General features: G+C 65.2%; 19 protein-coding genes. 5 read left to right on the top strand and 14 right to left on the bottom strand.

Annotated features, from left to right (window positions below; all coding sequences use genetic code 11):
* Window positions 1–6: 6 nt before the first annotated feature.
* Window positions 7–984, top strand: a complete 978-nt coding sequence (locus QM590_RS05440) for a 5'-3' exonuclease (RefSeq protein WP_269594225.1) — start codon at window positions 7–9, stop codon at window positions 982–984.
* Window positions 985–1,003: 19 nt separating this feature from the next.
* On the opposite strand, the gene QM590_RS05445 is transcribed toward QM590_RS05440, so the two are convergent.
* The 7 genes from QM590_RS05445 to pafA all read right to left on the bottom strand — a co-directional run bounded on the left by QM590_RS05445 (window position 1,004) and on the right by pafA (window position 9,666).
* A complete protein-coding gene (locus QM590_RS05445) occupies window positions 1,004–1,900 on the bottom strand; it encodes a DUF4333 domain-containing protein (RefSeq protein WP_269594107.1) in 897 nt (298 codons plus the stop codon).
* Window positions 1,901–1,994: 94 nt separating this feature from the next.
* Window positions 1,995–4,769, bottom strand: a complete 2,775-nt coding sequence (locus tag QM590_RS05450) for a DEAD/DEAH box helicase (protein WP_094641811.1) — start codon at window positions 4,767–4,769, stop codon at window positions 1,995–1,997.
* 27 nt (window positions 4,770–4,796) lie between these two features.
* Complete coding sequence (gene tatC, locus QM590_RS05455) at window positions 4,797–5,768, bottom strand: twin-arginine translocase subunit TatC (protein ID WP_068050772.1); 972 nt, start codon at window positions 5,766–5,768, stop codon at window positions 4,797–4,799.
* A 111-nt stretch (window positions 5,769–5,879) separates the two neighbouring features.
* Window positions 5,880–6,167: a Sec-independent protein translocase subunit TatA gene (gene tatA, locus QM590_RS05460; protein WP_269594108.1), complete on the bottom strand. Its 288-nt coding sequence runs from the start codon at window positions 6,165–6,167 to the stop codon at window positions 5,880–5,882.
* 86 nt (window positions 6,168–6,253) lie between these two features.
* Window positions 6,254–7,249, bottom strand: a complete 996-nt coding sequence (locus QM590_RS05465; protein WP_269594109.1) for a helix-turn-helix transcriptional regulator — start codon at window positions 7,247–7,249, stop codon at window positions 6,254–6,256.
* The gene (locus tag QM590_RS05470) at window positions 7,246–8,238 is read right to left on the bottom strand and encodes a helix-turn-helix transcriptional regulator (protein ID WP_094688665.1); all 993 of its coding nucleotides are present in this window, start codon (window positions 8,236–8,238) and stop codon (window positions 7,246–7,248) included. The genes QM590_RS05465 and QM590_RS05470 overlap by 4 nt, the downstream gene beginning before the upstream one ends.
* A 69-nt stretch (window positions 8,239–8,307) precedes the next feature.
* Complete coding sequence (pafA, locus tag QM590_RS05475) at window positions 8,308–9,666, bottom strand: Pup--protein ligase (protein ID WP_170944814.1); 1,359 nt, start codon at window positions 9,664–9,666, stop codon at window positions 8,308–8,310.
* 98 nt (window positions 9,667–9,764) lie between these two features.
* On the opposite strand from pafA, the gene QM590_RS05480 reads away from it, so the two are divergent.
* Window positions 9,765–11,234: a bifunctional phosphatase PAP2/diacylglycerol kinase family protein gene (locus QM590_RS05480; RefSeq protein WP_269594110.1), complete on the top strand. Its 1,470-nt coding sequence runs from the start codon at window positions 9,765–9,767 to the stop codon at window positions 11,232–11,234.
* A gap of 33 nt (window positions 11,235–11,267) precedes the next feature.
* Here the strand turns inward: QM590_RS05480 and prcA are convergent, their stop codons facing one another.
* The 5 genes from prcA to arc all read right to left on the bottom strand — a co-directional run bounded on the left by prcA (window position 11,268) and on the right by arc (window position 16,710).
* Entirely contained in the window at window positions 11,268–12,041 is a 774-nt protein-coding gene (prcA, locus tag QM590_RS05485; protein ID WP_068050778.1) for a proteasome subunit alpha, read from the bottom strand.
* Window positions 12,038–12,979 (bottom strand): proteasome subunit beta, encoded by a 942-nt coding sequence (prcB, locus tag QM590_RS05490; RefSeq protein ID WP_068050779.1) that lies wholly within the window; start codon window positions 12,977–12,979, stop codon window positions 12,038–12,040. The genes prcA and prcB overlap by 4 nt, the downstream gene beginning before the upstream one ends.
* The gene (locus QM590_RS05495; protein ID WP_008716348.1) at window positions 12,976–13,170 is read right to left on the bottom strand and encodes a ubiquitin-like protein Pup; all 195 of its coding nucleotides are present in this window, start codon (window positions 13,168–13,170) and stop codon (window positions 12,976–12,978) included. Before QM590_RS05495 ends, prcB begins: the two co-directional genes overlap by 4 nt.
* Window positions 13,171–13,364: 194 nt before the next feature.
* Entirely contained in the window at window positions 13,365–14,864 is a 1,500-nt protein-coding gene (gene dop / locus QM590_RS05500; protein ID WP_269594111.1) for a depupylase/deamidase Dop, read from the bottom strand.
* A gap of 82 nt (window positions 14,865–14,946) precedes the next feature.
* Window positions 14,947–16,710, bottom strand: a complete 1,764-nt coding sequence (gene arc / locus QM590_RS05505; protein WP_068050781.1) for a proteasome ATPase — start codon at window positions 16,708–16,710, stop codon at window positions 14,947–14,949.
* Window positions 16,711–16,895: 185 nt separating this feature from the next.
* Between arc and QM590_RS05510 the strand changes: the two genes are divergently transcribed.
* Window positions 16,896–17,381 (top strand): MTB12 C-terminal domain-containing protein, encoded by a 486-nt coding sequence (locus QM590_RS05510; RefSeq protein ID WP_269594226.1) that lies wholly within the window; start codon window positions 16,896–16,898, stop codon window positions 17,379–17,381.
* Window positions 17,382–17,415: 34 nt separating this feature from the next.
* On the opposite strand, the gene QM590_RS05515 is transcribed toward QM590_RS05510, so the two are convergent.
* Window positions 17,416–18,282 (bottom strand): tRNA (adenine-N1)-methyltransferase, encoded by an 867-nt coding sequence (locus QM590_RS05515; RefSeq protein WP_269594228.1) that lies wholly within the window; start codon window positions 18,280–18,282, stop codon window positions 17,416–17,418.
* 321 nt (window positions 18,283–18,603) lie between these two features.
* Here QM590_RS05515 and QM590_RS05520 point away from each other — a divergent pair, with 321 nt between their 5' ends.
* Together QM590_RS05520 and QM590_RS05525 are read left to right on the top strand one after the other, a co-directional pair.
* Window positions 18,604–19,482 (top strand): RecB family exonuclease, encoded by an 879-nt coding sequence (locus tag QM590_RS05520; RefSeq protein WP_411741297.1) that lies wholly within the window; start codon window positions 18,604–18,606, stop codon window positions 19,480–19,482.
* Window positions 19,479–20,291: a thioesterase family protein gene (locus QM590_RS05525; protein WP_149405784.1), complete on the top strand. Its 813-nt coding sequence runs from the start codon at window positions 19,479–19,481 to the stop codon at window positions 20,289–20,291. Before QM590_RS05520 ends, QM590_RS05525 begins: the two co-directional genes overlap by 4 nt.
* Window positions 20,292–20,339: 48 nt before the next feature.
* Here QM590_RS05525 and hisG read toward each other — a convergent pair whose 3' ends face one another.
* On the bottom strand, window positions 20,340–21,191 hold the full coding sequence (hisG, locus tag QM590_RS05530) for an ATP phosphoribosyltransferase (protein ID WP_094642360.1): 852 nt from the start codon (window positions 21,189–21,191) through the stop codon (window positions 20,340–20,342).
* Window positions 21,192–21,196 lie beyond the last annotated feature (5 nt).

Here is a 21,196-nt window from a genome sequence, read left to right on the forward strand (position 1 = left end):
GGCAAGATGAGCCCCATGACCGCCCCCGGAAAGTCTCCGTTGCTGCTCCTCGACGGTGCGAGCCTGTGGTTCAGGGCCTACTACGCACTGCCCGAGTCGATTACGGCCCCCGACGGGCGACCCGTCAATGCCGTGCGCGGCTTCCTCGACATGATCTCGGCATTGATTGCGCGCACCGAACCCGGCCGACTTGCAGTGTGTCTCGATCTGGACTGGCGGCCACAGTTCCGCGTCGACCTCGTGCCGTCCTACAAGGCGCATCGTGTTGCCGAAGCCGCGCCGGAGGTCGCCGAGAGCGAAGAGGTGCCGGAAACGCTGACACCACAGGTGGACATGATCATGGATGTGCTCGCCGCGTTGGGGATCGCGACCGCAGGCGCAGACGGTCTCGAAGCCGACGACGTACTGGGAACCTTGGCCGCGCGCGAGCGGCAGGACCCCGTGGTCGTGGTCAGCGGAGACAGAGACCTGCTTCAAGTTGCCGCCGACGAGCCGAACGAGGTGCGCGTTCTGTACGTGGGACGCGGCCTGGCGAAAGCCGAACTGTTCGATCCCGCAATGGTTTCCGAGCGTTACGGGGTGCCGCTCCACCGTGCGGGTGCGGCGTACGCGGAACTCGCCTTGCTGCGCGGCGATGCGTCGGACGGTCTGCCCGGAGTGAAGGGCATCGGGGAGAAGACAGCGTCGACGCTGATGATGCAGTACGAATCCGTGGAAGCGTTGCGCGCTGCTGCACTCGACCCGTCGTCGGACATGGCCAAGGGCATCCGGGCGAAACTGGCCAATGCGAGCGACTACCTGGACGCGGCGCTGCCGGTTGTCCGAGTCGTCACCGACGCCGATGTCGTCCTGTCGAAGTCCGACGAAATTCCCGCCGAGCCCGCCGACGTCGATGTACTGAACTCGCTCGCCGAGACTCTCGGCATCGAGAACGCCGTGGCACGCCTCGTCGCCGCGATGGCGGCCACGGCGTCGACGACCTGATCGTGCGACCTGATCGGGTCTACTGGGGCAGGGAGACTTCGTAGTTGGCGTCGTCGTCGAGGAAGGTCAGAGTCACGGTCTTGAACGCACCGTCGACAGTCAGGGTGCACTCGACACTGGTCTGGGCCACGACCTCGATGTCCTGGGGACAGGACACACCGGAGACGTCGGACGCACCGTAGGACTCGGTGACGACCGTGCGAACACCCTCCTCGGCCGCCGCAGTATCGAGGGTGGTCGTTCGACCGAAAGCGAAGAACGACACCACAGCGATCACGGCGAGCACTGCGACCAGGGCACCCGCGATGATCAGGGGCTTCTTCGATCGAGCCCCGGCCGGTCCCGGCCCCTGCTGATTCGGATACTGCTGATTCGGATACTGCTGATTCGGATACTGCTGGTTGGGATACTGCTGGTTGGGACTCCACGGCTGCTGTGGTTGCTGGCCGTACGGACCCGGCCCGTATTGCCCACCACCGAATTGCTGTGGTGCGTAAGGATTCTGGTACGCCGCATCGCCCGATGCAGGCGCGCCGTACTGCTGACCGGAGGGGTAGTGCGCGGTGGGGTTCTGTCCCTGAGGGTAGCCGCCCTGTGCATTCGGGGCCGAGGGGTACTGCCCCTGCGGATAGCCGGCAGGTGGGTACTGACCTTGGGGGTACTGGCCCTGCGGATATTGACCCTGAGGGTACTGGCCGCCGGGTTGTTGCGGGCTCTGCCCGTAGCTCTGACCGGGTTCGCCGTACGGCGTGGCCTGTGGCTGTCCGTACTGACCCCACGCCGATGGCGTCGGAGTCTGTGACTCGGCGGAGGGAGCAGGCTGCGTGTCCGGTGTGTCGTTCGCGGCACCGTCCTGCTGATCGGGCGTGCGCGACCAGCTGTTGTCCGGATCGGTCGGACCGTATGGGCCGCTCATCTCGCCTCCACTGAAAATTCGGATTCGTCGGGGGTACAGTAACCCGCCCGTACGACTCTCTGCTGTACCGACCCGACAGTCCGATTCGGTGCCGTCATGCGGCATCTACGGCGACCACGCCGCGGCGCAAGGCCGCGATCGCGCGCGCCGCAGTTCGCGACAGTTCCGGCTCCGGGGCCGCGAGCCGAACCTGGTCCAACAGGTCGATCACCTGCCGACACCAGCGCACGAAGTCTCCACCCGAGAGTGCTTTGCCGTTGTCACCCGCGGTGACGAGCGCATCGACCAACGAATGGTTCGACGCCCACTTGTAGATCGCCTTCACGAAGCCCATGTCGGGTTCTCTCGTCGGCGGCAGCTTGTGTCGCACCTCGTCGGACCGCAGCTCGTGCCACACCCGGACGGTCTCGGTCAGCGCGTGCCGAATCGGACCCGTCGGTCCGTGCGGGGTGATGTCACCCTCCGATCTGGACTCGTAGACCACCGCCGAGACCACCGCCGCCAACTCTGCCGGAGAAAGCCCCTGCCACAGGCCGCCGCGCAAGCATTCGGCGACCAGCAGATCGGACTCGGAATAGATTCGGCTCAGCCGGGCACCGTCCTCGGTGACCTTCGGATCCTTGCCTGCCGTCACGTAACCGCGGTCGGCGAGCAAAGCCAGGATGCGGTCGAACGTTCGGGCGAGGGAGTTCGTCGTGGCCGACACCTTCTGGCGCATCGTCTCGGTCTCTCGCGCCAACCGGTTGTAGCGTTCACCGGTGCGACCGAGCTCGTCGCGGTCCGGGCGAGCGTGCACCGGATGCGAGCGGATTGCTCGCCGAAGGGTGGCGAGCTCCTTGTCGTCCGCTGCCGTCGACTTGCGTCGGATACGGTCCGACGGCTGCGAAATTCCGCGGGTGACCAGGGCGGCCGCGAGATCGCGCCGGGTCTTCGCGGTGCGGTGGTCGACGAATCGCGGCAGTCGCATCGTTCCCAGAGACGTTGCGGGCGATGGGAAGTCCGCTGCCGAGAGCCGGCCGGCCCACTTGTCCTCGGTCAGCACCAGCGGACGCGGATCGGCCCGGTCGTCATCGGGCTCGAGAACCACGGCAAGGCCGCTACGGCGACCGGTCGGCACCGAGATCACGTCGCCGCGGCGCAGGGCACGCAGCGAATCGACGGCCTTGTCCCGCCGATCGGACCTGCTCTGGCGTTCGAGGGTCTTCTCCCGATCCTTCAGTCGTTCGCGGAGCTTCGCATACTCGAAGTACTCGCCCTCGGGGCCACCGAGGCGTGCACCGAGTGCCTCCAACGTCTGCATGTTCTTCTCGATACCGCGAACCATCCCGACGACGGAGCGGTCCGCCTGGAACTGCGCGAAGGACCGTTCGAGCAGCAGACGCGAATCGGCCGCACCGAACTGTTCGATGAGGTTGATCGACATGTTGTATGCCGGCGCGAACGAACTGCGCAGTGGGAACGTACGCGTCGACGCCAGGCCCGCGACCTCGGTCGGTTCCGTGCCGGGCTGCCACAGCACGACGGCATGCCCTTCGACGTCGATGCCGCGGCGGCCGGCCCGGCCGGTCAGCTGGGTGTACTCCCCCGGCGTCAATTCGGCGTGTGTCTCACCATTGAACTTGACCAACTTCTCGAGCACGACGGTTCGGGCCGGCATATTGATCCCGAGAGCCAAGGTCTCGGTGGCGAACACCGCTCGGACGAGACCCTTGACGAACAATTCCTCGACGGTGTGCCGGAAGACCGGCAACATCCCGGCGTGGTGGGCGGCGAATCCCCGTTCCAGTGCGTCGCGCCACTCCCAGAAGCCCAGGACTTCGAGGTCCTCGCGCGGCAGCTCCGAGGTGTGTTTCTCGACGATGTACCGGATCTCCTCGGCCTGCTCGGGCGTGGTCAACACCAGCCGCGAACGCATGCACTGGGTGAGCGCGCCGTCGCAGCCGGCACGGCTGAAGATGAATGTGATGGCCGGGAGCAGACCCTCTTCGTCGAGTTTGGCGATCACATCGGGTCTGGCCAGTGGTCTGTTGTTCGCGCCGCTGCCCTGACCGCCACCGCGACCTCCGCCACCCGAACGTCCGCCGCGGCCCCTGCTGTGCGGCGCGTGCCAGCGGTCCATCGAGTCGAGGGACTGGCGTTGTTTGACGTGTCGGACGAGTTCACGGTCGACGACGATCTTCTGACTGCCGTCGGCCGACTGGGCTCGTGTGTCGAACAGATCGAACAGTCGGCGACCGACCATGATGTGCTGCGAAAGGGGCACCGGACGGTTCTCGTCCACCACGACCGCGGTGTCACCGCGAACCGTGCTCATCCAGGCACCGAACTCCTCGGCGTTGCTCACCGTTGCCGACAGGCTGACCAGTCGCACGTCGTCGGACAGGTGCAGGATGACTTCTTCCCACACCGCCCCACGGAAACGGTCGGCGAGATAGTGCACCTCGTCCATGACGACGTGCGAGAGTCCTCGCAATGCATCCGAGGATGCGTACAGCATGTTGCGCAGCACTTCGGTCGTCATGATGACGATGGGCGCGTCGGGGTTGATCGACGAATCTCCGGTCAGCAGCCCGACAGTGTCGCGCCCGTACCGTGCGGTCAGCTCAGCGAACTTCTGGTTGCTCAGCGCCTTGATCGGGGTGGTGTAGAAGCACTTACGTCCCGCAGCGAGCGCCAGGTGCACCGCGAATTCGCCGATGACCGTCTTGCCCGCACCGGTGGGGGCACAGACCAGTACCCCGTGACCGTTCTCCAGGGCTGTGCAGGCATCCACCTGGAACCGGTCGAGGGGAAAGCCGAGCTCGGCGGAGAATCGTTGCAGCTGGGTGGGTCGGGGGCTCGTCCCCGTATCGAGAACCGTCTCGGTCATGCTTTCGACCCTACGGGCCGGTCGATGTCAGATCGTGTCGTCGTACTGCGCCTGTACTCGGGTCGCGGTACCGAGACCGCTGGACGGCGGTGTCGGAGCGACAGCATCCGGTGATTCGATCGAACTTGCGCCGTCGATGCGCGTTGCTTCGTCATCTGACACATCACCCCATTCGTCTCTTCTCTTGCGCAACTTACGCTTGTCGTGAATTCGCGCAATCTGCACTGCCATCTCGAAGAGCACCGTCAACGCCAAGGCCAGGGCCAGCATCGAGAACGGATCCTGGCCAGGAGTTGCGATGGCCGCGAAGACGAACAATCCGAAGATGAGACCTCGACGCCACGCCTTGAGTCGCTCGTAGGTGAGTACGCCGACGAAATTCAAGGCAACGACCAGCAACGGAATCTCGAAGCTGACGCCGAAGATGATGAGGAGGTTGATCAGGAATCCGAAGTACTGATCACCGCTCAGCGCGGTGATCTGCACGTTGTCGCCGATGGAGAGCAGGAAGTGCAGGCCTTTGGCGACCACGAAGTAGGCCAGGACGGCTCCGGCGACGAACAGCGCAGCCGCTCCGGAGACGAACGAGACTGCATGTCGCCGTTCGTTGGCGTACAGGCCCGGGGTGATGAAAGCCCAGATCTGATACAGCCAGATGGGGCAGGCCAGTACGACACCGGCGGTGAACGCGACCTTAAACCGCAGCAGGAACTGATCGAACGGTCCGGTCGCGAGCAGACGACACTGATCGTCGTTGCTCAGATTCGCACGCAGACTCGGGTCGAGCGTGCAGTAGGGACCGCGTAGGAGGTCGCCGAGGCTCTCGACGCCGAAGATGGTGTGCGAGTACCAGAAGAACCCGAAGGCAGTCGTCACTGCGACTGCTACCAGCGACCACAGGAGCCGGGTTCGCAGCTCGTACAGATGATCGACCAACGACATGGTGCCGTCGGGATTGATTCGGCGCTTGCTTCGCCGCGGATCGAACGGAATGCGCATGGTGTTCTACGGTCAGCCTTCGTCGGTCGGACGACAGCGAGAAGCCGTCACCGACAGCAGTGAACCTTCGGTGCCGAACTGGCACCGAAGGTGTGCTGAGCGGCCGTGCGCTCAGGCAGACTTCGCGTCGTGCTGGGTCTCGGTGTTCGGCTGCGCGACCGGGGCGGGCGAGGGCAGCTGAGCGGGAGCGACGGGCTGCTGAGCGGGAGCGACGGGCTGCTGAGCGGGAGCGGTGTCGGCGTCGGACTTGCCGTCGTTCTGCATTTCCTTCACCTCGCTCTTGAAGATGCGCAACGACCGGCCGAGTCCGCGAGCAGCCTCGGGCAGCTTCTTGGAACCGAACAGAATGATGACGACCACCGCAACGATGGCCCAGTGCCAGGGACTGGTGAATCCCATGTGAACCTCCTACAGATCAGATGAATCGAGCGTACCCGACCACGGGTGCCGACTTCGGCAGCGGCGGGTCCGGGTTTGCCCGGTGTTCATGTGGCGACGGGACCGTCCGCGCTGGTGGCGTCGAACTCTGCGTACGCGTCCAGGGCCGAACGTGCTCGGTCGCGGACGGAGTTCACCAAGGATTCAGGTGCCAGTACCGTGACTCCGCCGCCGAAGCCCAACGTCAACCGTGTCATCCACTGCAGCGTGGCGAATCGCATCGTGACCACGATCGACCCGTCCGCATCCGCCGCGACCTGTGTCATCGGATAGTAGTCCAGGATCCAGGTGAATGCAGGTGAGACCTTCAGCCGCGCCTGCGACAGCGAGGGATCGTCGTTGAAGATCTCGAAGGCGTCCTCGTCCTGCACCGATTCCGGCGGCGCGGCCGGTTCGTCGAGTTCGGTTGCCGAGTCGATGCGGTCGAACCGGAACAGCCGAACACCCTCGGCGCTTCGGCACCACGCCTGGACATAGCTGTTGTCGTCGACGACCACCGTCCTGATCGGGTCCACGGTCCGCTCGGTCAGGACGTCCCGCGACGCGGAGTAATAGGTCAGTTCCAGAGCGTGCCGGTGCCGCAATGCGGATCGGACGGTGGCAGGGACCGGCCCCTCCTCCGTATCCGTGCCGTCGTGATCGGACGAGAGTGGCACGTTGGCCGCCGCCGATCCTGCCGCGGTCTCGATCTTCGCGATGGCGCGCTGAGCGGCGGACGGGTCGACCATCCCTGGCATCGACGTCAGAGATCGAAGCGCAACCAACAGGGCCGTCGCCTCGGTCGACGTCAGGCGCAGCGGTCGATCGATGCCGGCCGAGAACGTCACGTCGATGCTCTCCTCGGAGAACGACAGATCGATGAGATCACCCGGGCCGTAGCCGGGCAGACCGCACATCCAGAGCTGATTGAGATCGGCCATCAGCGTCGCCGTCGACACCCCCAGCTCCCGCGCGGCCTCCTCGGCGCTCAACCCGGGATTGGCCATGAAGAACGGCACCATGTTGAGCAACCTGGCCAGCCGAACCGACAGTCGCGCGCTCATCGCTCGTTCTCCACATCGGCCGCTGTCCGCAGTGTCGAGATCACGTCGGCGCGCAGTTCGGCGGGTTCGAGTACCACCGCATCCGCGCCGTGACCTGCGATCAACCGCGAGATCCAGTCCCAGGACCGCACGGGAACCTCCACGACGGTGCCGCTGCGGGCACCGAGACTCTGCACACCCACCACCGTCCCCATCCTGCGTAATTCCAGCGCCTTGCCGTCGTGCAGCCATACCCGGGCCGTGCCCGAGACCGAGGACGTGCCCGCCACTCGGCGGACGATGTCCTGCAGGTCGATGCCGTCGGGCTTGCGCACGCTCTGCGCGGTGCCGAACGGTTTGACGTCGTCGCCGATTCGGGAGAGGCGGAACGTGCGGGTGTCGTTGCGATCCACGTCGTGTCCCACCAGATACCAGCGGCCGCGAAATGTCACGACACCCCACGGCTGGACGGTTCTGGTGGTGAACGGCTCGGTCAGCGAGGGTCGGTGTTGGAAACGTACCGATCTACCGTCGTCGATCGCGGCCAGCAAGGCACCCAGCGCAGGTTCCGAGCCCCTGGTGCGTGCGGGAACCGCGGTCACCGCCGCAGCGGACTCGCTCTGGTCGACCTGGATTCCCGCCGCTCGAAGTTTGAGCAGCGCGCTCTGCGCCGCGGAAGTGAGCTCCGGTGATTCCCACAGTTTAACGGCCACCGCGACGGCGGCCGATTCCGCGCTGGTGAGGTCGATGTCGGGCAGTTCGTACGCGTCGCGGTTGATGCGATAGCCCTCGACGCCCCCGAACCTGGTGGCAGTGCCGGTCTCCAACGGGACTCCGAGATCGCGCAGTTCGTTCTTGTCCCGCTCGAACATCCGGCTGAACGCCTCGTGGCTGGTGGAGTCGTCGTATCCGGCAACGCTCTCGCGGATCCACTCCGCGGTCAGGAACTGACGTGTCGACAACAGACAGATGACCAGGTTCATCAGGCGTTCGACTTTGGTGGTGGCCACGACAGTCGAGCCTAGTTGCTCATCGGAGGACCGAGCGGTAGCGACCCGAGCTACCGGAGGTCCACCTGGCTACATCGACGCGATCAACCGCTCGACCCGCTCGTCGACCGAGCGGAACGGGTCCTTGCAGAGCACGGTTCGCTGAGCTTGATCGTTGAGCTTGAGGTGCACCCAGTCGACCGTGAAGTCGCGACCTGCCTCCTGGGCGGCCGTGATGAATTCTCCGCGCAGCTTGGCTCGGGTGGTCTGAGGCGGTAGATCGACGGCCTCGTCGATCTGTTCGTCCTCGGTGACTCTCTTCGCAAGACCCTTGCGCTGCAACAGGTCGAAGACCCCCCGGCCACGCTTGATGTCGTGGTACGCCAGGTCCAACTGAGCGATCTTGGGATCGGACAGCTCCATCGAGTACCGGTCCTGGTAACGCTGGAACAGCTTGCGCTTGATGACCCAGTCGATCTCGGTGTCGACCTTCGCGAAATCCTGTGTCTCGATGGCGTCGAGCGTGCGTCCCCACAGATCGACGACCTGCTCCACCTGAGTGTTCGGCTCGCGCGTCTTGAGATGCTCGACGGCTCGCGCGTAGTACTCGCGCTGAATGTCGAGGGCGCTGGCCTGTCGTCCCCCGGCGAGTCGAACGGGACGGCGTCCGGTGAGATCGTGGCTGACCTCTCGGATGGCGCGAATCGGATTGTCCAGTGCGAAGTCTCGGAAGGACACTCCCGCTTCGATCATTTCGAGAACGAGGGCTGCCGTTCCGACCTTGAGCATCGTCGAGGTCTCGGCCATGTTCGAGTCGCCCACGATGACGTGCAGCCGGCGGTACTTCTCGGCGTCGGCGTGCGGCTCGTCGCGAGTGTTGATGATCGGCCGCGAACGGGTGGTGGCCGAGGAGACGCCCTCCCAGATGTGCTCGGCGCGCTGCGACAGGCAGAACGTCGCCGCCTTCGGCGTCTGCAGTACCTTGCCTGCGCCGCAGATCAACTGACGCGTGACCAGGAACGGCAGCAGAACGTCCGAGATTCGGGAGAACTCCCCCGCCCGCTGAACCAGGAAATTCTCGTGGCAGCCGTAGGAGTTGCCGGCCGAGTCGGTGTTGTTCTTGAACAGGTAGATATCGCCGCCGATGCCCTCCTCTGCCAGGCGCTGCTCGGCATCGATCAGCAGATCTTCCAGTACCCGTTCGCCGGCGCGGTCGTGGGTGACCAACTGCAGCAGACTGTCGCACTCGGCGGTGGCGTACTCGGGGTGCGAGCCCACATCGAGGTACAGGCGGGCACCGTTGCGAAGGAACACATTCGAGCTGCGACCCCACGAGACGACTCGACGGAACAGATAGCGAGCCACTTCGTCCGGACTCAGGCGTCGATGTCCGTGGAAAGTACATGTGACACCGAACTCTGTCTCGATGCCCATAATTCGTCGCTGCACACTTCGACACTACAACGCAACCCTGGAAACGATGTGTCGGAGCGCCCCGATGTCGTCCGTCGGTGAGGATGCTGTCGCACGTGCTTAGGCTGGGCGTCATGACTTCCACGCGCACCTCGATCTCGACGGCCGTTCACGCGTGGGATCTGTCCCTGGTGGCACGAAGTGCTGCTCTGCGGCAGAGCCGAGCGGACGGCGGCCTGCGCGCGCTGAGCAACGCCGCCGATCACGGTCGTCTGTGGCTCGGCGCGGCTGCGCTTCTCGTCGCTGCAGGTGGCCCGGCCCGACGCGGGGGCGTTCGGGGTCTCGTCGCTCTGGCGGGTGCGAGCTCGGTCGCGAACGGCCTGCTCAAACCGTTGTTTCCGCGAACTCGTCCGGACTCCGAGTCGGTTCCCGTCCTGCGTCAGGTGCTGGCTCCACCGGTGTCGTCGTCGTTCCCGTCCGGTCATTCGGCGTCCGCGGCTGCGTTCGTCACGGCGGTGGCGATCGAATCCCCGGTAGCGGGTGTGCTGCTGGCGCCCGTTGCGGCTGCGGTGTGTTACTCGCGGGTCCACGTCGGGGTGCACTGGCCGACAGACGTCATCGCCGGTGCCGCTCTCGGCTCGGCCATCGCGTTGTCCACCCGTCGCTGGTGGGCCGTGCGGTCGGGCAAGCCCGCCGATCTGGGCTCGCCGGTCGACGTCGAGCCGCTGCCGGGCGGCCGGGGGCTGCTGGTGCTCGTCAATCCGGGTTCGGGCGACGACTCGGAAGCCGTGCCCGACTCGATCCGTCGAGCACTTCCCGAGGCAGATCTGTTCGTACCCGATCCCGACCGGGACTTCAACGAGCAACTGGAGCAGCGAATTCGGAGCACCTCACCGCGTGCGCTCGGTGTCTGCGGCGGCGACGGAACTGTGGTCAGCGTTGCCGCGTCGGCGGTACGCAACGGGTTGCCGCTCGCAGCATTTCCGGGCGGCACCCTCAACCATTTCGCTCGCGACACCGGGCTGACCGTCGTGGAGGACACCGCTGCCGCCGTGGAAGCGGGCACCGCCGAACTGGTCGACATCGCCGAGGTGTCCGTCGACGGCCGCAGCGTGTCGTTCGTCAACACCGCTACCTTCGGTGGCTACCCCGACTCGGTGCGGCTGCGTCAGAAGTTGCAGCGCCGAATCGGCAAATGGCCGGCCGCCGCCATTGCGATGACGAGGGTGCTGGCGGCTGCGGAACCACTGAACATCGGGCTCGACGGCACCAGGCATTCGGTCTGGATGCTGTTCGTGGGCAACGGCAACTACGTACCGGCAGATCAAGTTCCCATGTCTCGCAGCAGCATTCACACCGGAACCCTCGATGTCAGGTTTCTACCGTCGGAGCCGAAGGCATCGAGAACCAGACTGCTGTGGGCAACGTTGACCGGCACCCTCGGCTCGTCACCCGCCTACGTCCGTCGAGCGGTCAAGAAACTGACCGTCGAGGTGGAGGGCGCCCCGGTTGCGCTGGCGGCCGACGGCGAAGTGGTGGGCGACGGAACGTGGTTCGAGTTCACCAGTGACAAGAACGGTCTCGCGCTCTATCGGAAGCGATAGAGCGCGAGACCGTGGGAAAATCGGGGCCACCGATCAGGAGGGCGGTGCCGCTTCGGTATCGGTCACTGCCTCGGCCGCCGCAGACGGCGTCGGCAACATGTCTTCCAGCGCAGCTCCGGCAATGCGTCGGAACGCTCGCCTCGGCCGACCCTGGTCCAGCACCGCAACCTCGAGCGCCGACACCTCGAGAACCTTCTTCTCCGGCTCACCGCCCGCCGCAGGCGGCGTCGCCGGACCTGCCGTGAGTGCGTCGACGGCGACACGGACCGCGTCGGCCAGGTCGAGTCCGGACCGGTACGTGTCCTTGAGCGCAGCCACGATCGGCTCGGTCGTTCCGCCCATGACGACGAAATCCTGCTCGTCGACGATGGATCCGTCGTAGGTGATGCGGTAGAGCTGGGTCGCGATGGGCTCGTCCTGATGCGAGACCTCCGCGACACAGATCTCGACCTCGTACGGCTTGAGCTGCTCGGTGAAGATCGTGCCGAGTGCTTGGGCGTACGTCTTGGCGAGCGAACGGCCGGTCACGTCACGCCGATCGTAGGTGTATCCCTTGATGTCGGCGTGCTGAATTCCGGCCTTGCGCAGGTTCTCGAACTCGTTGTACTTGCCAACGGCCGCGAAGCCGATCCGGTCGTACAGTTCGCTCACCTTGTGCAACGCGGTCGAACGGTTCTCGGCCACGAAGAGCACCCCGTCCGCGTACGTCAGCACGATGACGCTGCGGCCGCGGCCGATTCCCTTGCGCGCCAACTCCGAACGATCGCGCATGATCTGTTCGGCAGATGCGTAGTACGGCATCGTCATGGTGCGCTACCCCCTTCGCTCACTTGCTGACCGGCCCGGGTGTGATGCTCGGCACCGCCGGAATGTGCGGCGCTCTCGGTTCGCTCCGCGAGGACGGACCGAGCTGCAGCCGAAATCCTGTCGTGCGCAACATCGTCCGCACCGACGCTGGTGATGGCGACAGCCGTCGGGTAGATCCCGCGGGTGACGTCAGGACCACCGGTGGCCGAGTCGTCGTCGGCGGCGTCGTACAGCGATTCCACCGCTGCGCGAATCGCCTCCTCCTCGGTCATTCCGGGGCGATAGAGCTTCTTGAGCGCGGACTTGGCGAACAGCGATCCCGATCCCACCGCGTGGTAGCCCGAACGCTCCTCGTATCGCCCGCCGACCACGTCGTAGGACACAATTCGTCCGGCACGATCCGGATCCGAGATGTCGATGTCGAATCCGACCAACAGCGGGACCGCGGCGAGCCCTTGCATCGCGGCACCGAGATTGCTTCGGACCATCGACGACAGCTTGTTGGCCTTGCCGTTGAACGTGAGCGGCACGCCCTCGATCTTCTCGTAGTGCTCGAGTTCGACGGCGAAGAGACGTACCAGTTCGATCGCTATGCCGGCAGTTCCGGCGATACCCGCGGCGGAGTAGTCGTCGGTGACGTAGACCTTCTGCATGTCGCGATTGGCGATCAGATTGCCCTGCGTGGCTCGCCGGTCACCCGCGATCAGAACGCCGCCTGCGTAGGTCAGCGCGACGATCGTCGTCCCGTGCGGGGCGATACCGGACTTGTCCGACCCGCCGTTCGCGGTGTGGGACGCCAGGTCCGCTGCGATACCGCTCTCGGGCAACAGATGAGGGGCGTGCTGACGAAGATAATCGGAGAACGACGAGCTGCTCGACCCGAACGGAATCGCCGTTCCGTCGCCGGCCGACCGTGGGTCCGAACGATCCACCGTCACTGGCCGCCCTTCTGAACGTAGGCGCGCACGAAGTCCTCGGCGTTTTCCTCGAGCACGTCGTCGATCTCGTCGAGAAGGTCGTCGGTCTCCTCGGCCAGCTTCTCGCGTCGTTCCTGACCACCGGCTCCGGTGTCGCCTGGAACCTCATCGTCGTCGCCGCCGCCAGAGCGCCGTGTCTGCTCCTGTGCCATAGTCGCCGACCTCCTCCGTATATCGAGAAAACAGATCTACTGCACTCTCACCGGTCGATCCGAGGTGCACCGTCGTGGATGTGCAAGTGCAACCGAACGTTCCGCCGAAAGTGCACGGACCTTTACCCTACCGACAGACCGACTCCGTCGGTCGGCAAGACACCGCGAATAGTCGGTGCCGGTCTTCGAGCGCGTCAGTTGGTGAGCTGATCGACGAGTTCGGCGGCACTGTCGACCGACTCGAGCAGCGCACCGACGTGCGATTTCGTGCCTCGAAGCGGCTCGAGGGTCGGGATGCGGACAAGGGAGTCGCCGCCGAGATCGAAGATGACCGAGTCCCAGCTCGCGGCGGCGATGTCGGCACCGAACTTGCGCAGGCACTCACCGCGGAAGTACGCCCTCGTGTCCTCCGGCGGCGTGCCGACGGCATCGAGTACCTGCTGCTCGGTGACCAGTCGATCCATCGACCCACGAGCAACCAGCCGGTTGTACAGGCCTTTTTCCAGGCGAACATCGGAATACTGCAGGTCCACCAGATGCAGCCGAGGAGCCGACCACCCGAGCCCCTCCCGCTGGCGGAACCCTTCGAGCAGGCGCAATTTCGCGGGCCAGTCCAACAGATGGGCGCACTCCATCGGATCGCGTTCGAGAAGGTCGAGGACCATCGCCCACTTGTCGAGCACATCCAGAGCGCGCGCGTCGTCACTGCCCTCGGCGGCCACGAACTTCGCAGCGCGCTGGTGGTAGATCCGCTGCAGCGCAAGCCCGGTCAGCTCGCGGCCGTCGGCGAGCGCGACGGCCTTGCGCAGCGTCGGATCGTGGCTGATCTGATGGACTGCGGTCACCGGCCTGGCCAGCTGCAGATCGGACAGGTCGACCCCTGCTTCGATGAGGTCGAGCACGAGCGCGGTGGTGCCGACCTTGAGGTAGGTCGACATCTCGGCGAGATTGGCGTCGCCGATGATGCAATGCAGGCGGCGGTACTTGTCCGCGTCCGCGTGTGGTTCGTCGCGCGTGTTGATGATGCCGCGCTTGAGGGTGGTCTCGAGGCCCACCTCCACTTCGATGTAGTCCGCCCGCTGCGAGAGTTGGAAGCCCGCTTCGTCACCGGACTGGCCGATTCCGACACGTCCCGATCCGGTGATGACCTGTCTGGAGGCGAAGAACGGAGACAGACCGGCGATGACCGCCGAGAACGGCGTCTCGCGCGACATCAGGTAGTTCTCGTGGGTGCCGTACGACGCGCCCTTACCGTCGACGTTGTTCTTGTAGAGCTGCAGGCGCGGGGCACCGGGCACACTCGAGGCGTGGCGAGCGGCGGCCTCCATGACGCGCTCGCCGGCCTTGTCCCAGATCACTGCGTCCAACGGATCGCGTACCTCCGGGGCGGAGTACTCCGGGTGCGCGTGGTCGACGTACAGGCGGGCACCATTGGTGAGAATCATGTTGGCCGCGCCGATCTCGTCGGCGTCGATCACCGGTGCCGGACCGCTGAAGCGTCCGAGGTCGAATCCGCGGGCATCACGCAGCGGCGACTCGACCTCGTAGTCCCAGCGTGTGCGCTTGGCCCGGGGTACCCCGGCGGCTGCCGCGTAGGCGAGCACTGCCTGGGTCGATGTCAGGATCGGGTTGGCGGTGGGTTCGGTGGGCGAAGAAATGCCGTACTCGACCTCGATACCGATGATGCGCTGCATATGTCGAGCCTAGACGTCGGCTACAGACCGCATTCGGGGCGCGCCCTGTGCGGACGCGCCCCGAAAGTGGTGTTCGACGAAGCTACAGGTACTGACCGGTGTTGGCCTCGGTGTCGATCGCCCGGCTCGCGCTGGCGTTCTTGCCGGTGACCAGCGTGCGGATGTAGACGATCCGCTCGCCTTTCTTGCCGGAGATTCGAGCCCAGTCGTCCGGGTTCGTGGTGTTCGGTAGGTCCTCGTTCTCGGCGAACTCGTCGACGATGGAGTCGAAGAGGTGTTGAATTCGCAGCCCGCCGTTGCCGGTCTCCAGTACCGACTTGATGGCGTACTTCTTGGCGCGGTCGACGATGTTCTGGATCATGGCACCGGAATTGAAGTCCTTGAAGTACAGAACTTCCTTGTCTCCGTTGGCATACGTCACCTCGAGGAAGCGGTTGTCGTCGCTTTCGGCGTACATACGCTCGACGACGCGGTCGATCATCCCTCGGATGCAGGCAGCGCGGTCTCCGCCGAACTCTGCGACATCGTCGGCGTTGACCGGCAGCGAGTCGGTCAGGTACTTGGAGAAGATGTCCTGTGCCGATTCGGCGTCGGGCCGCTCGATCTTGATCTTCACGTCGAGGCGACCGGGCCGCAGGATCGCGGGGTCGATCATGTCCTCACGGTTGGAGGCACCGATCACGATGACGTTCTCGAGCCCCTCCACGCCGTCGATCTCGGCGAGCAGCTGTGGGACCACCGTCGTCTCGACGTCGGACGAGACGCCCGAACCACGGGTGCGGAAGATCGAGTCCATCTCGTCGAAGAACACGATGACCGGGGTGCCCTCGGAGGCCTTCTCCCGTGCACGCTGGAAGATCATGCGGATGTGACGCTCGGTCTCGCCGACGAACTTGTTGAGCAGCTCGGGGCCCTTGATGTTGAGGAAGAACGACTTCGCTTCCTTGGCGTCCTGGCCGCGGGCCTCGGCGATCTTCTTGGCCAACGAGTTGGCAACCGCCTTGGCGATCAACGTCTTTCCGCAGCCGGGAGGGCCGTAGAGCAGCACACCCTTGGGCGGACGCAGGGAGTACTCGCGAAACAGATCCTTGTGCAGGAACGGGAGTTCGACGGCGTCGCGAATCTGCTCGATCTGCCGACCGAGACCACCGATGTCCTCGTATCCGACGTCCGGCACCTCTTCGAGGACCAGGTCCTCGACCTCGGCCTTGGGGACACGCTCGAAGGCGTAGCCGGCCTTGGTGTCGACGAGCAGGGAGTCGCCGGGGCGGAGTTTGCGGGACGGTTCGTCCGGGTCGATGGGGCCCTCGTCGTTGACCATGTCGATCAACGGCTTGGCCAGCCACACCACTCGCTCCTCGTCGGCGTGACCGACGACGAGTGCTCGGGATCCGTCGCCCAGAAGCTCACGCAGAGTGCTGATTTCGCCGACCTGGTCGAAGGTGCAGGCCTCGACGATGGTCAGCGCTTCGTTCAGGCGCACCGTCTGCCCCGGTGCCAGTGAGTCCGCCTCGATGTTGGGTGAGCACGTCAGCCTCATCTTGCGCCCGGAGGTGAACACGTCCACCGTGCCGTCGTCGAAGACGCTCAGCAGAACGCCGTAGCCGCTCGGCGGTTGGCCGAGGCGGTCCACTTCCTCGCGAAGGGCGATGAGCTGTTGCCTGGCCTCTTTCAGGGTGTCCATCAACTTCGCGTTGCGCAGCGACAGAGAATCGACGCGTCCTTCGAGTTCGCGTACCTGTTCGGGGGACTCCCCCAGTTGACGGCGCAGTGAAGCAGCTTCGGCTCGCACGGCGTCCAGTTCGGCTCTGGCCGCGGCCACATCCGGATTGTCTGTTGAGCTCATGAGCGACTCCTCCCAGTGACGATCTATCAACGCTACCGGCACCGGCCCGAATGTGCGGACCGACACCACGATCGGGACGGAGAAGCAGTGTGTCTCGACCGCACCCGAGCGTCGGTCGAGTTCATGTTAGCCTCACCTGACCAAGCGGCGGACCAACCATGGAATCAGGGGCTTCACCAGTGAAGATGCGTATTTTCTCGGCAGGTGTCGCGCTCGCGGCAGCGATGATTTCGGTGGCCGGCTACGGTTCGGCCGACGATTCCGATCACACCGATCACAATTCGACGGCGGCCGCCGAAACCAGCGATCCCGCAACCGATGCACCCACTGTCGCAGCACCTACGTCCGGTGAACTCGAAGCATCTCTGCTGCAACTGGTGGCACCGGATGTCGACGCGGCGACGAAAGCGGCTTCGGTCGAGAACGGGCAGGCCCGCCTGAGCAACCTCGAAACGATGACCGCGGCTCTGGCGAACTACGGCGCGATCACGTTCGAGGTTGCCGAACCGACGGTCGAGGGCCAGACGTCCACCGCGGACGTCGCGATCGCCACTCCGCGGGGAACGGCAGCACCGTCCCCGCAGACCTGGGTGCTGATCGACGGCGACTGGAAGCTCTCCGATGCCAGTACCTGCCAGATTCTCGCCATGGGGCAGGCGCCCTGCGCCTAGAGGCCGGGAATCCTCGCCGACGCCGCTGGGATCGTCAGCCCTTGCCGGACCGACGCTGCGGCTTCGGCGTGACGGTGCCCTCGGCGAGGCGTCGGACACTGACGAGGAATGCCGTGTGTCCCTGCATCCGATGCTCGGGACGAACGGCCAGTCCGACGACGTGCCACCCGCGCACCATCGACTCCCAAGAACGAGGTTCGGTCCAGCACTCCTGCGCGCGAAGGGCTTCGACGACCTTCGACAACTGCGTCACCGTTGCGACGTAGACCAGCAGCACGCCGCCGGGAACGAGAGCCTTCGATACGGCAGGCAGTGCGTCCCAGGGCGCAAGCATGTCGAGGACGACCCGATCGACCTGCTCACCGGGACGATCGACACCGAACCGGTCCACGTCTGCCACCGTCAGGTGCCAGTTGGCCGGCCGCTCGCCGAAGAACGTCTCGACGTTCTTGATCGCGTAGTCGGCGTGGTCCTGGCGAATCTCGTAGGAAATGACCGTCCCTGCGGTACCGACGGCACGCAGCAGCGAGCACGTCAGAGCGCCCGATCCGGCACCGGCCTCGAGTACACGCGCACCGGGGAACATGTCGCCCTCGTGCACGATCTGGGCTGCGTCCTTGGGGTAGATGACCTGCGCGCCGCGCGGCATCGACAGCACGTAGTCGGTCAGCAGCGGCCGAAGCGCGAGGTAGGGGGTGCCGTTGACGGAGGTGACGACGCTGCCCTCATCGGCACCGAGCAGTTTGTCGTGCGTGATTCCGCCCCGGTGGGTGTGGAACTCCTTGCCCGCCTCGAGCACCACCGTGTAGTGGCGGCCCTTCCCGTCGGTGAGCTGGACTCGATCTCCGACGCGGAACGGTCCGCTGCGGGCGGGTCCGGTCGGTACCGACTCGACCGGCACGTCGTCATCGGTCGCGAGAGCTTCGTCGAGTTCGATTTCGTCGACAGTTGCGGTGACCACTTCGTCCGCACCGATGACCGGGGCATCGACGATCGCGTCGACCTCGGGCCCGTCGGTCGACGCGGACGCGGAATCACCGAAGGACACAGCATCACCGGACGGCACAGCGGAACCTGCTTTCGTTGCTCTGTTCGGTGCCCGACCTGTTGCGGTCCGGCACCTGGGACGACTCGACGTGCCAGACTACGGCCTTGACCGAAGATGTCGGACCAACGGCATAGGGTCGCAGTCGTGAGTATTTCCGTGTCGACGCCCGTCGACTTGCCTCTACTCGATCTCGGCGACAGCGAGCACCGGTCGCCGGCGACGTCCGGCTCCCGCAGTACACCGGCGTTGTCGCCCTCGCGCGCAGGTGATTTCAAGCAGTGCCCACTCCTCTATCGCCTGCGTGCCGTCGACCGGATTCCCGAGGTCTCCACCGAAGCTCAGGTGAAGGGAACTGTGGTGCATGCCGCATTGGAGGCCCTGTACGCGTTGCCCGCACAGGATCGTGTTCCGGCCACTGCGCGAGAACTCGTCGATCCGGCGTGGGAGCGAGTGGTCGCTCGGTCACCCGACATCGAGAGTCTGGTTCCGGCGGACGAAAGACCGGCGTTTCTCGACCGGGCTCGCGCGCTGGTCGCCGGGTACTACGAGCTCGAAGACCCCACTCGATTCGAGCCCGAGTCCTGCGAACAGCGCGTGGAGGTAGTGCTGGACGACGGTACGCCGCTGCGCGGATTCATCGATCGGATCGACGTGGCACCAAACGGGATGATCCGCGTCGTCGATTACAAGACCGGCCGGGCACCGCGAGAGTTCACCGAGTCCAAGGCGCTGTTCCAGATGAAGTTCTACGCGTTGATGATCATGCGGATGCGCGGAGTCGTTCCGGCACAACTGAAGTTGATGTACCTCTCCGACAAGCAGGAGCTGACCTACACCCCGGACGAGGGTGAGTTGCGGAGGTTCGAGCGCATGCTCTCGGCCATCTGGAAAGCGATTCTGGCTGCGGGCGAGACCGGCGATTTCCGCGCCAAACGGGGCGCGTTGTGCAAGTGGTGCGACCACCAGGCGCTGTGTCCGGAATTCGGTGGTACTCCCCCGGCGTATCCGGGCTGGCCCACGGCCGCTGCCGAACCGGCGGGGGCCGAGCTGTGACGGTTCCGAATGCCTTCTTCGTGCCCGCCGGTGTCGGCAGCGAAGGCCACGAGCGGGTCACCGCTACCGAGCACACCGTCAGCCTGTGGGCACCGACGATGCAACACGGCGCTCCGCCGTCGGCCCTGTTGGTCCGGGCGCTCGAGCGAGTCGACGCCAGGGAGGACACCCGTATCAGTCGCGTGGCCGTCGACATCCTCGGACCGGTTCCGGTCGGGGACATCGAGATCCGGTCATGGACGGAGCGTCCCGGTGCCAATATCGAGCTCGTCGTCGCGGAACTCTGGGCGGACGGCACGTCGGGAACTGCCCGGGCGGTGGCCCGCGGCAGCGCATGGCGTATGCGCACCACGCCGACCGACGACGTTGCACACTCCGGGGATCCGGTGATGCGATCGGTGAGCAACGGTGTCGATTACACCTTCGGTGGCACCTGGTCGTCGGGCTATCTCGACGCCGTCGAGTTCAGGACTCTCACCGGACTCGGCGAGCCGGGGCCGGGCCAGGTGTGGGCAAGACCCAGACCCGTTCTGGTGCAGGGTGAATCGATGACTCCGTTGGAGAGACTGTTCTCGATCGCCGACATCGCCAACGGAATCGGAGCCAAGCTCCCGATCGACGAATGGACGTTCCTGAACACCGATCTGACCGTGCACGTGTTCCGCGTGCCGCAGGGAGATTGGATCGGGGTGTCCGCCGAGACCTCCACCGGGCCGGACGGAATCGCAATGTGCGCGGGCACCCTCAGCGACGAACGAGGACCTGTCGGTCGCATCGCTCAGACGGTGTTGGTTCGACGTCGCAGCTGACGTCTCGTCCGATCGAGACGTCAGCGCTGTGACGACGTGAATTCGGATTCAGAACGCGCGGCAGGACCTGATGTCGGAGGCGAGGATCGCCTTGGCACCGAGATCGGCGAGCTGGTCCATGACATTGTTGTGGACCTTACGAGAGACCATGGCGCGCACGGCAACCCAGTTGTCGTCGACCATCGGCGCCAGGGTGGGCGATTCGATTCCAGGAGTGATCTTGACGGCCTCGTCGAGGATCGACTTGGGGCAGTCGTAATCGAGCATCAGGTACTGCTGCGCGAAGACGACGCCCTGTACGCGGGCGATGAGTTGCTTGCGTGCGGAGTCGGTGCCCGGGGTGCCTGCTCGTTCGATCAAGACGCCCTCGGAATCGCAGAGAGATTCGCCGAATGCCACGAGGTTGTTCTGACGCAGCGAGCGACCCGACTCCACGACGTCGGCGATCGCGTCGGCGACCCCGAGCTGGATGGAGATCTCCACCGCACCGTCGAGGCGGATGACCGTTGCTTCGAGTCCTCTGGCGGCCAGATCCTTGCGCACCAGGTTGGGATAGGACGTCGCGATGCGCAATCCACCCAGATCCTCGGGTGCCCACTCCTTGCCCGCGGGTGCGGCATAGCGGAAGGTCGATCGGCCGAATCCGAGTGCCAGCCGCTCTTCGACAGCAGCACCCGAATCGAGAGCCAGGTCGCGTCCGGTGATGCCCAGATCCAGCTGCCCGGATCCGACGTAGATCGCGATGTCCTTGGGGCGCAGAAAGAAGAATTCGACGCCGTTCGCCGGATCGAGAACCGTCAGGTCCTTGGAATCGCTTCGGCGTCGGTAGCCGGCTTCACTGAGAATTTCGGCGGCGGACTCGGAGAGAGCGCCCTTGTTGGGTACGGCTACGCGCAGCATGGAGT

This window comes from Rhodococcus sp. IEGM 1372, from assembly GCF_030056835.1.
In the GTDB taxonomy this organism is placed as follows: domain Bacteria; phylum Actinomycetota; class Actinomycetes; order Mycobacteriales; family Mycobacteriaceae; genus Rhodococcoides.

What these genes read in the sequence shown, in the direction of transcription:
- QM590_RS05450 (WP_094641811.1), bottom strand. Translation starts at nt 4,769, where the DNA reads ATGACCGAGACGGTTCTCGATACGGGGACGAGCCCCCGACCCACCCAG.
- QM590_RS05440 (WP_269594225.1), top strand. Translation starts at nt 7, where the DNA reads ATGAGCCCCATGACCGCCCCCGGAAAGTCTCCGTTGCTGCTCCTCGAC.
- hisG (WP_094642360.1), bottom strand. Translation starts at nt 21,191, where the DNA reads ATGCTGCGCGTAGCCGTACCCAACAAGGGCGCTCTCTCCGAGTCCGCC.
- QM590_RS05480 (WP_269594110.1), top strand. Translation starts at nt 9,765, where the DNA reads ATGACTTCCACGCGCACCTCGATCTCGACGGCCGTTCACGCGTGGGAT.
- QM590_RS05445 (WP_269594107.1), bottom strand. Translation starts at nt 1,900, where the DNA reads ATGAGCGGCCCATACGGTCCGACCGATCCGGACAACAGCTGGTCGCGC.
- QM590_RS05510 (WP_269594226.1), top strand. Translation starts at nt 16,896, where the DNA reads ATGCGTATTTTCTCGGCAGGTGTCGCGCTCGCGGCAGCGATGATTTCG.
- QM590_RS05495 (WP_008716348.1), bottom strand. Translation starts at nt 13,170, where the DNA reads ATGGCACAGGAGCAGACACGGCGCTCTGGCGGCGGCGACGACGATGAG.
- QM590_RS05465 (WP_269594109.1), bottom strand. Translation starts at nt 7,249, where the DNA reads ATGAGCGCGCGACTGTCGGTTCGGCTGGCCAGGTTGCTCAACATGGTG.
- tatC (WP_068050772.1), bottom strand. Translation starts at nt 5,768, where the DNA reads ATGCGCATTCCGTTCGATCCGCGGCGAAGCAAGCGCCGAATCAATCCC.
- dop (WP_269594111.1), bottom strand. Translation starts at nt 14,864, where the DNA reads ATGCAGCGCATCATCGGTATCGAGGTCGAGTACGGCATTTCTTCGCCC.
- arc (WP_068050781.1), bottom strand. Translation starts at nt 16,710, where the DNA reads ATGAGCTCAACAGACAATCCGGATGTGGCCGCGGCCAGAGCCGAACTG.
- tatA (WP_269594108.1), bottom strand. Translation starts at nt 6,167, where the DNA reads ATGGGATTCACCAGTCCCTGGCACTGGGCCATCGTTGCGGTGGTCGTC.
- prcA (WP_068050778.1), bottom strand. Translation starts at nt 12,041, where the DNA reads ATGACGATGCCGTACTACGCATCTGCCGAACAGATCATGCGCGATCGT.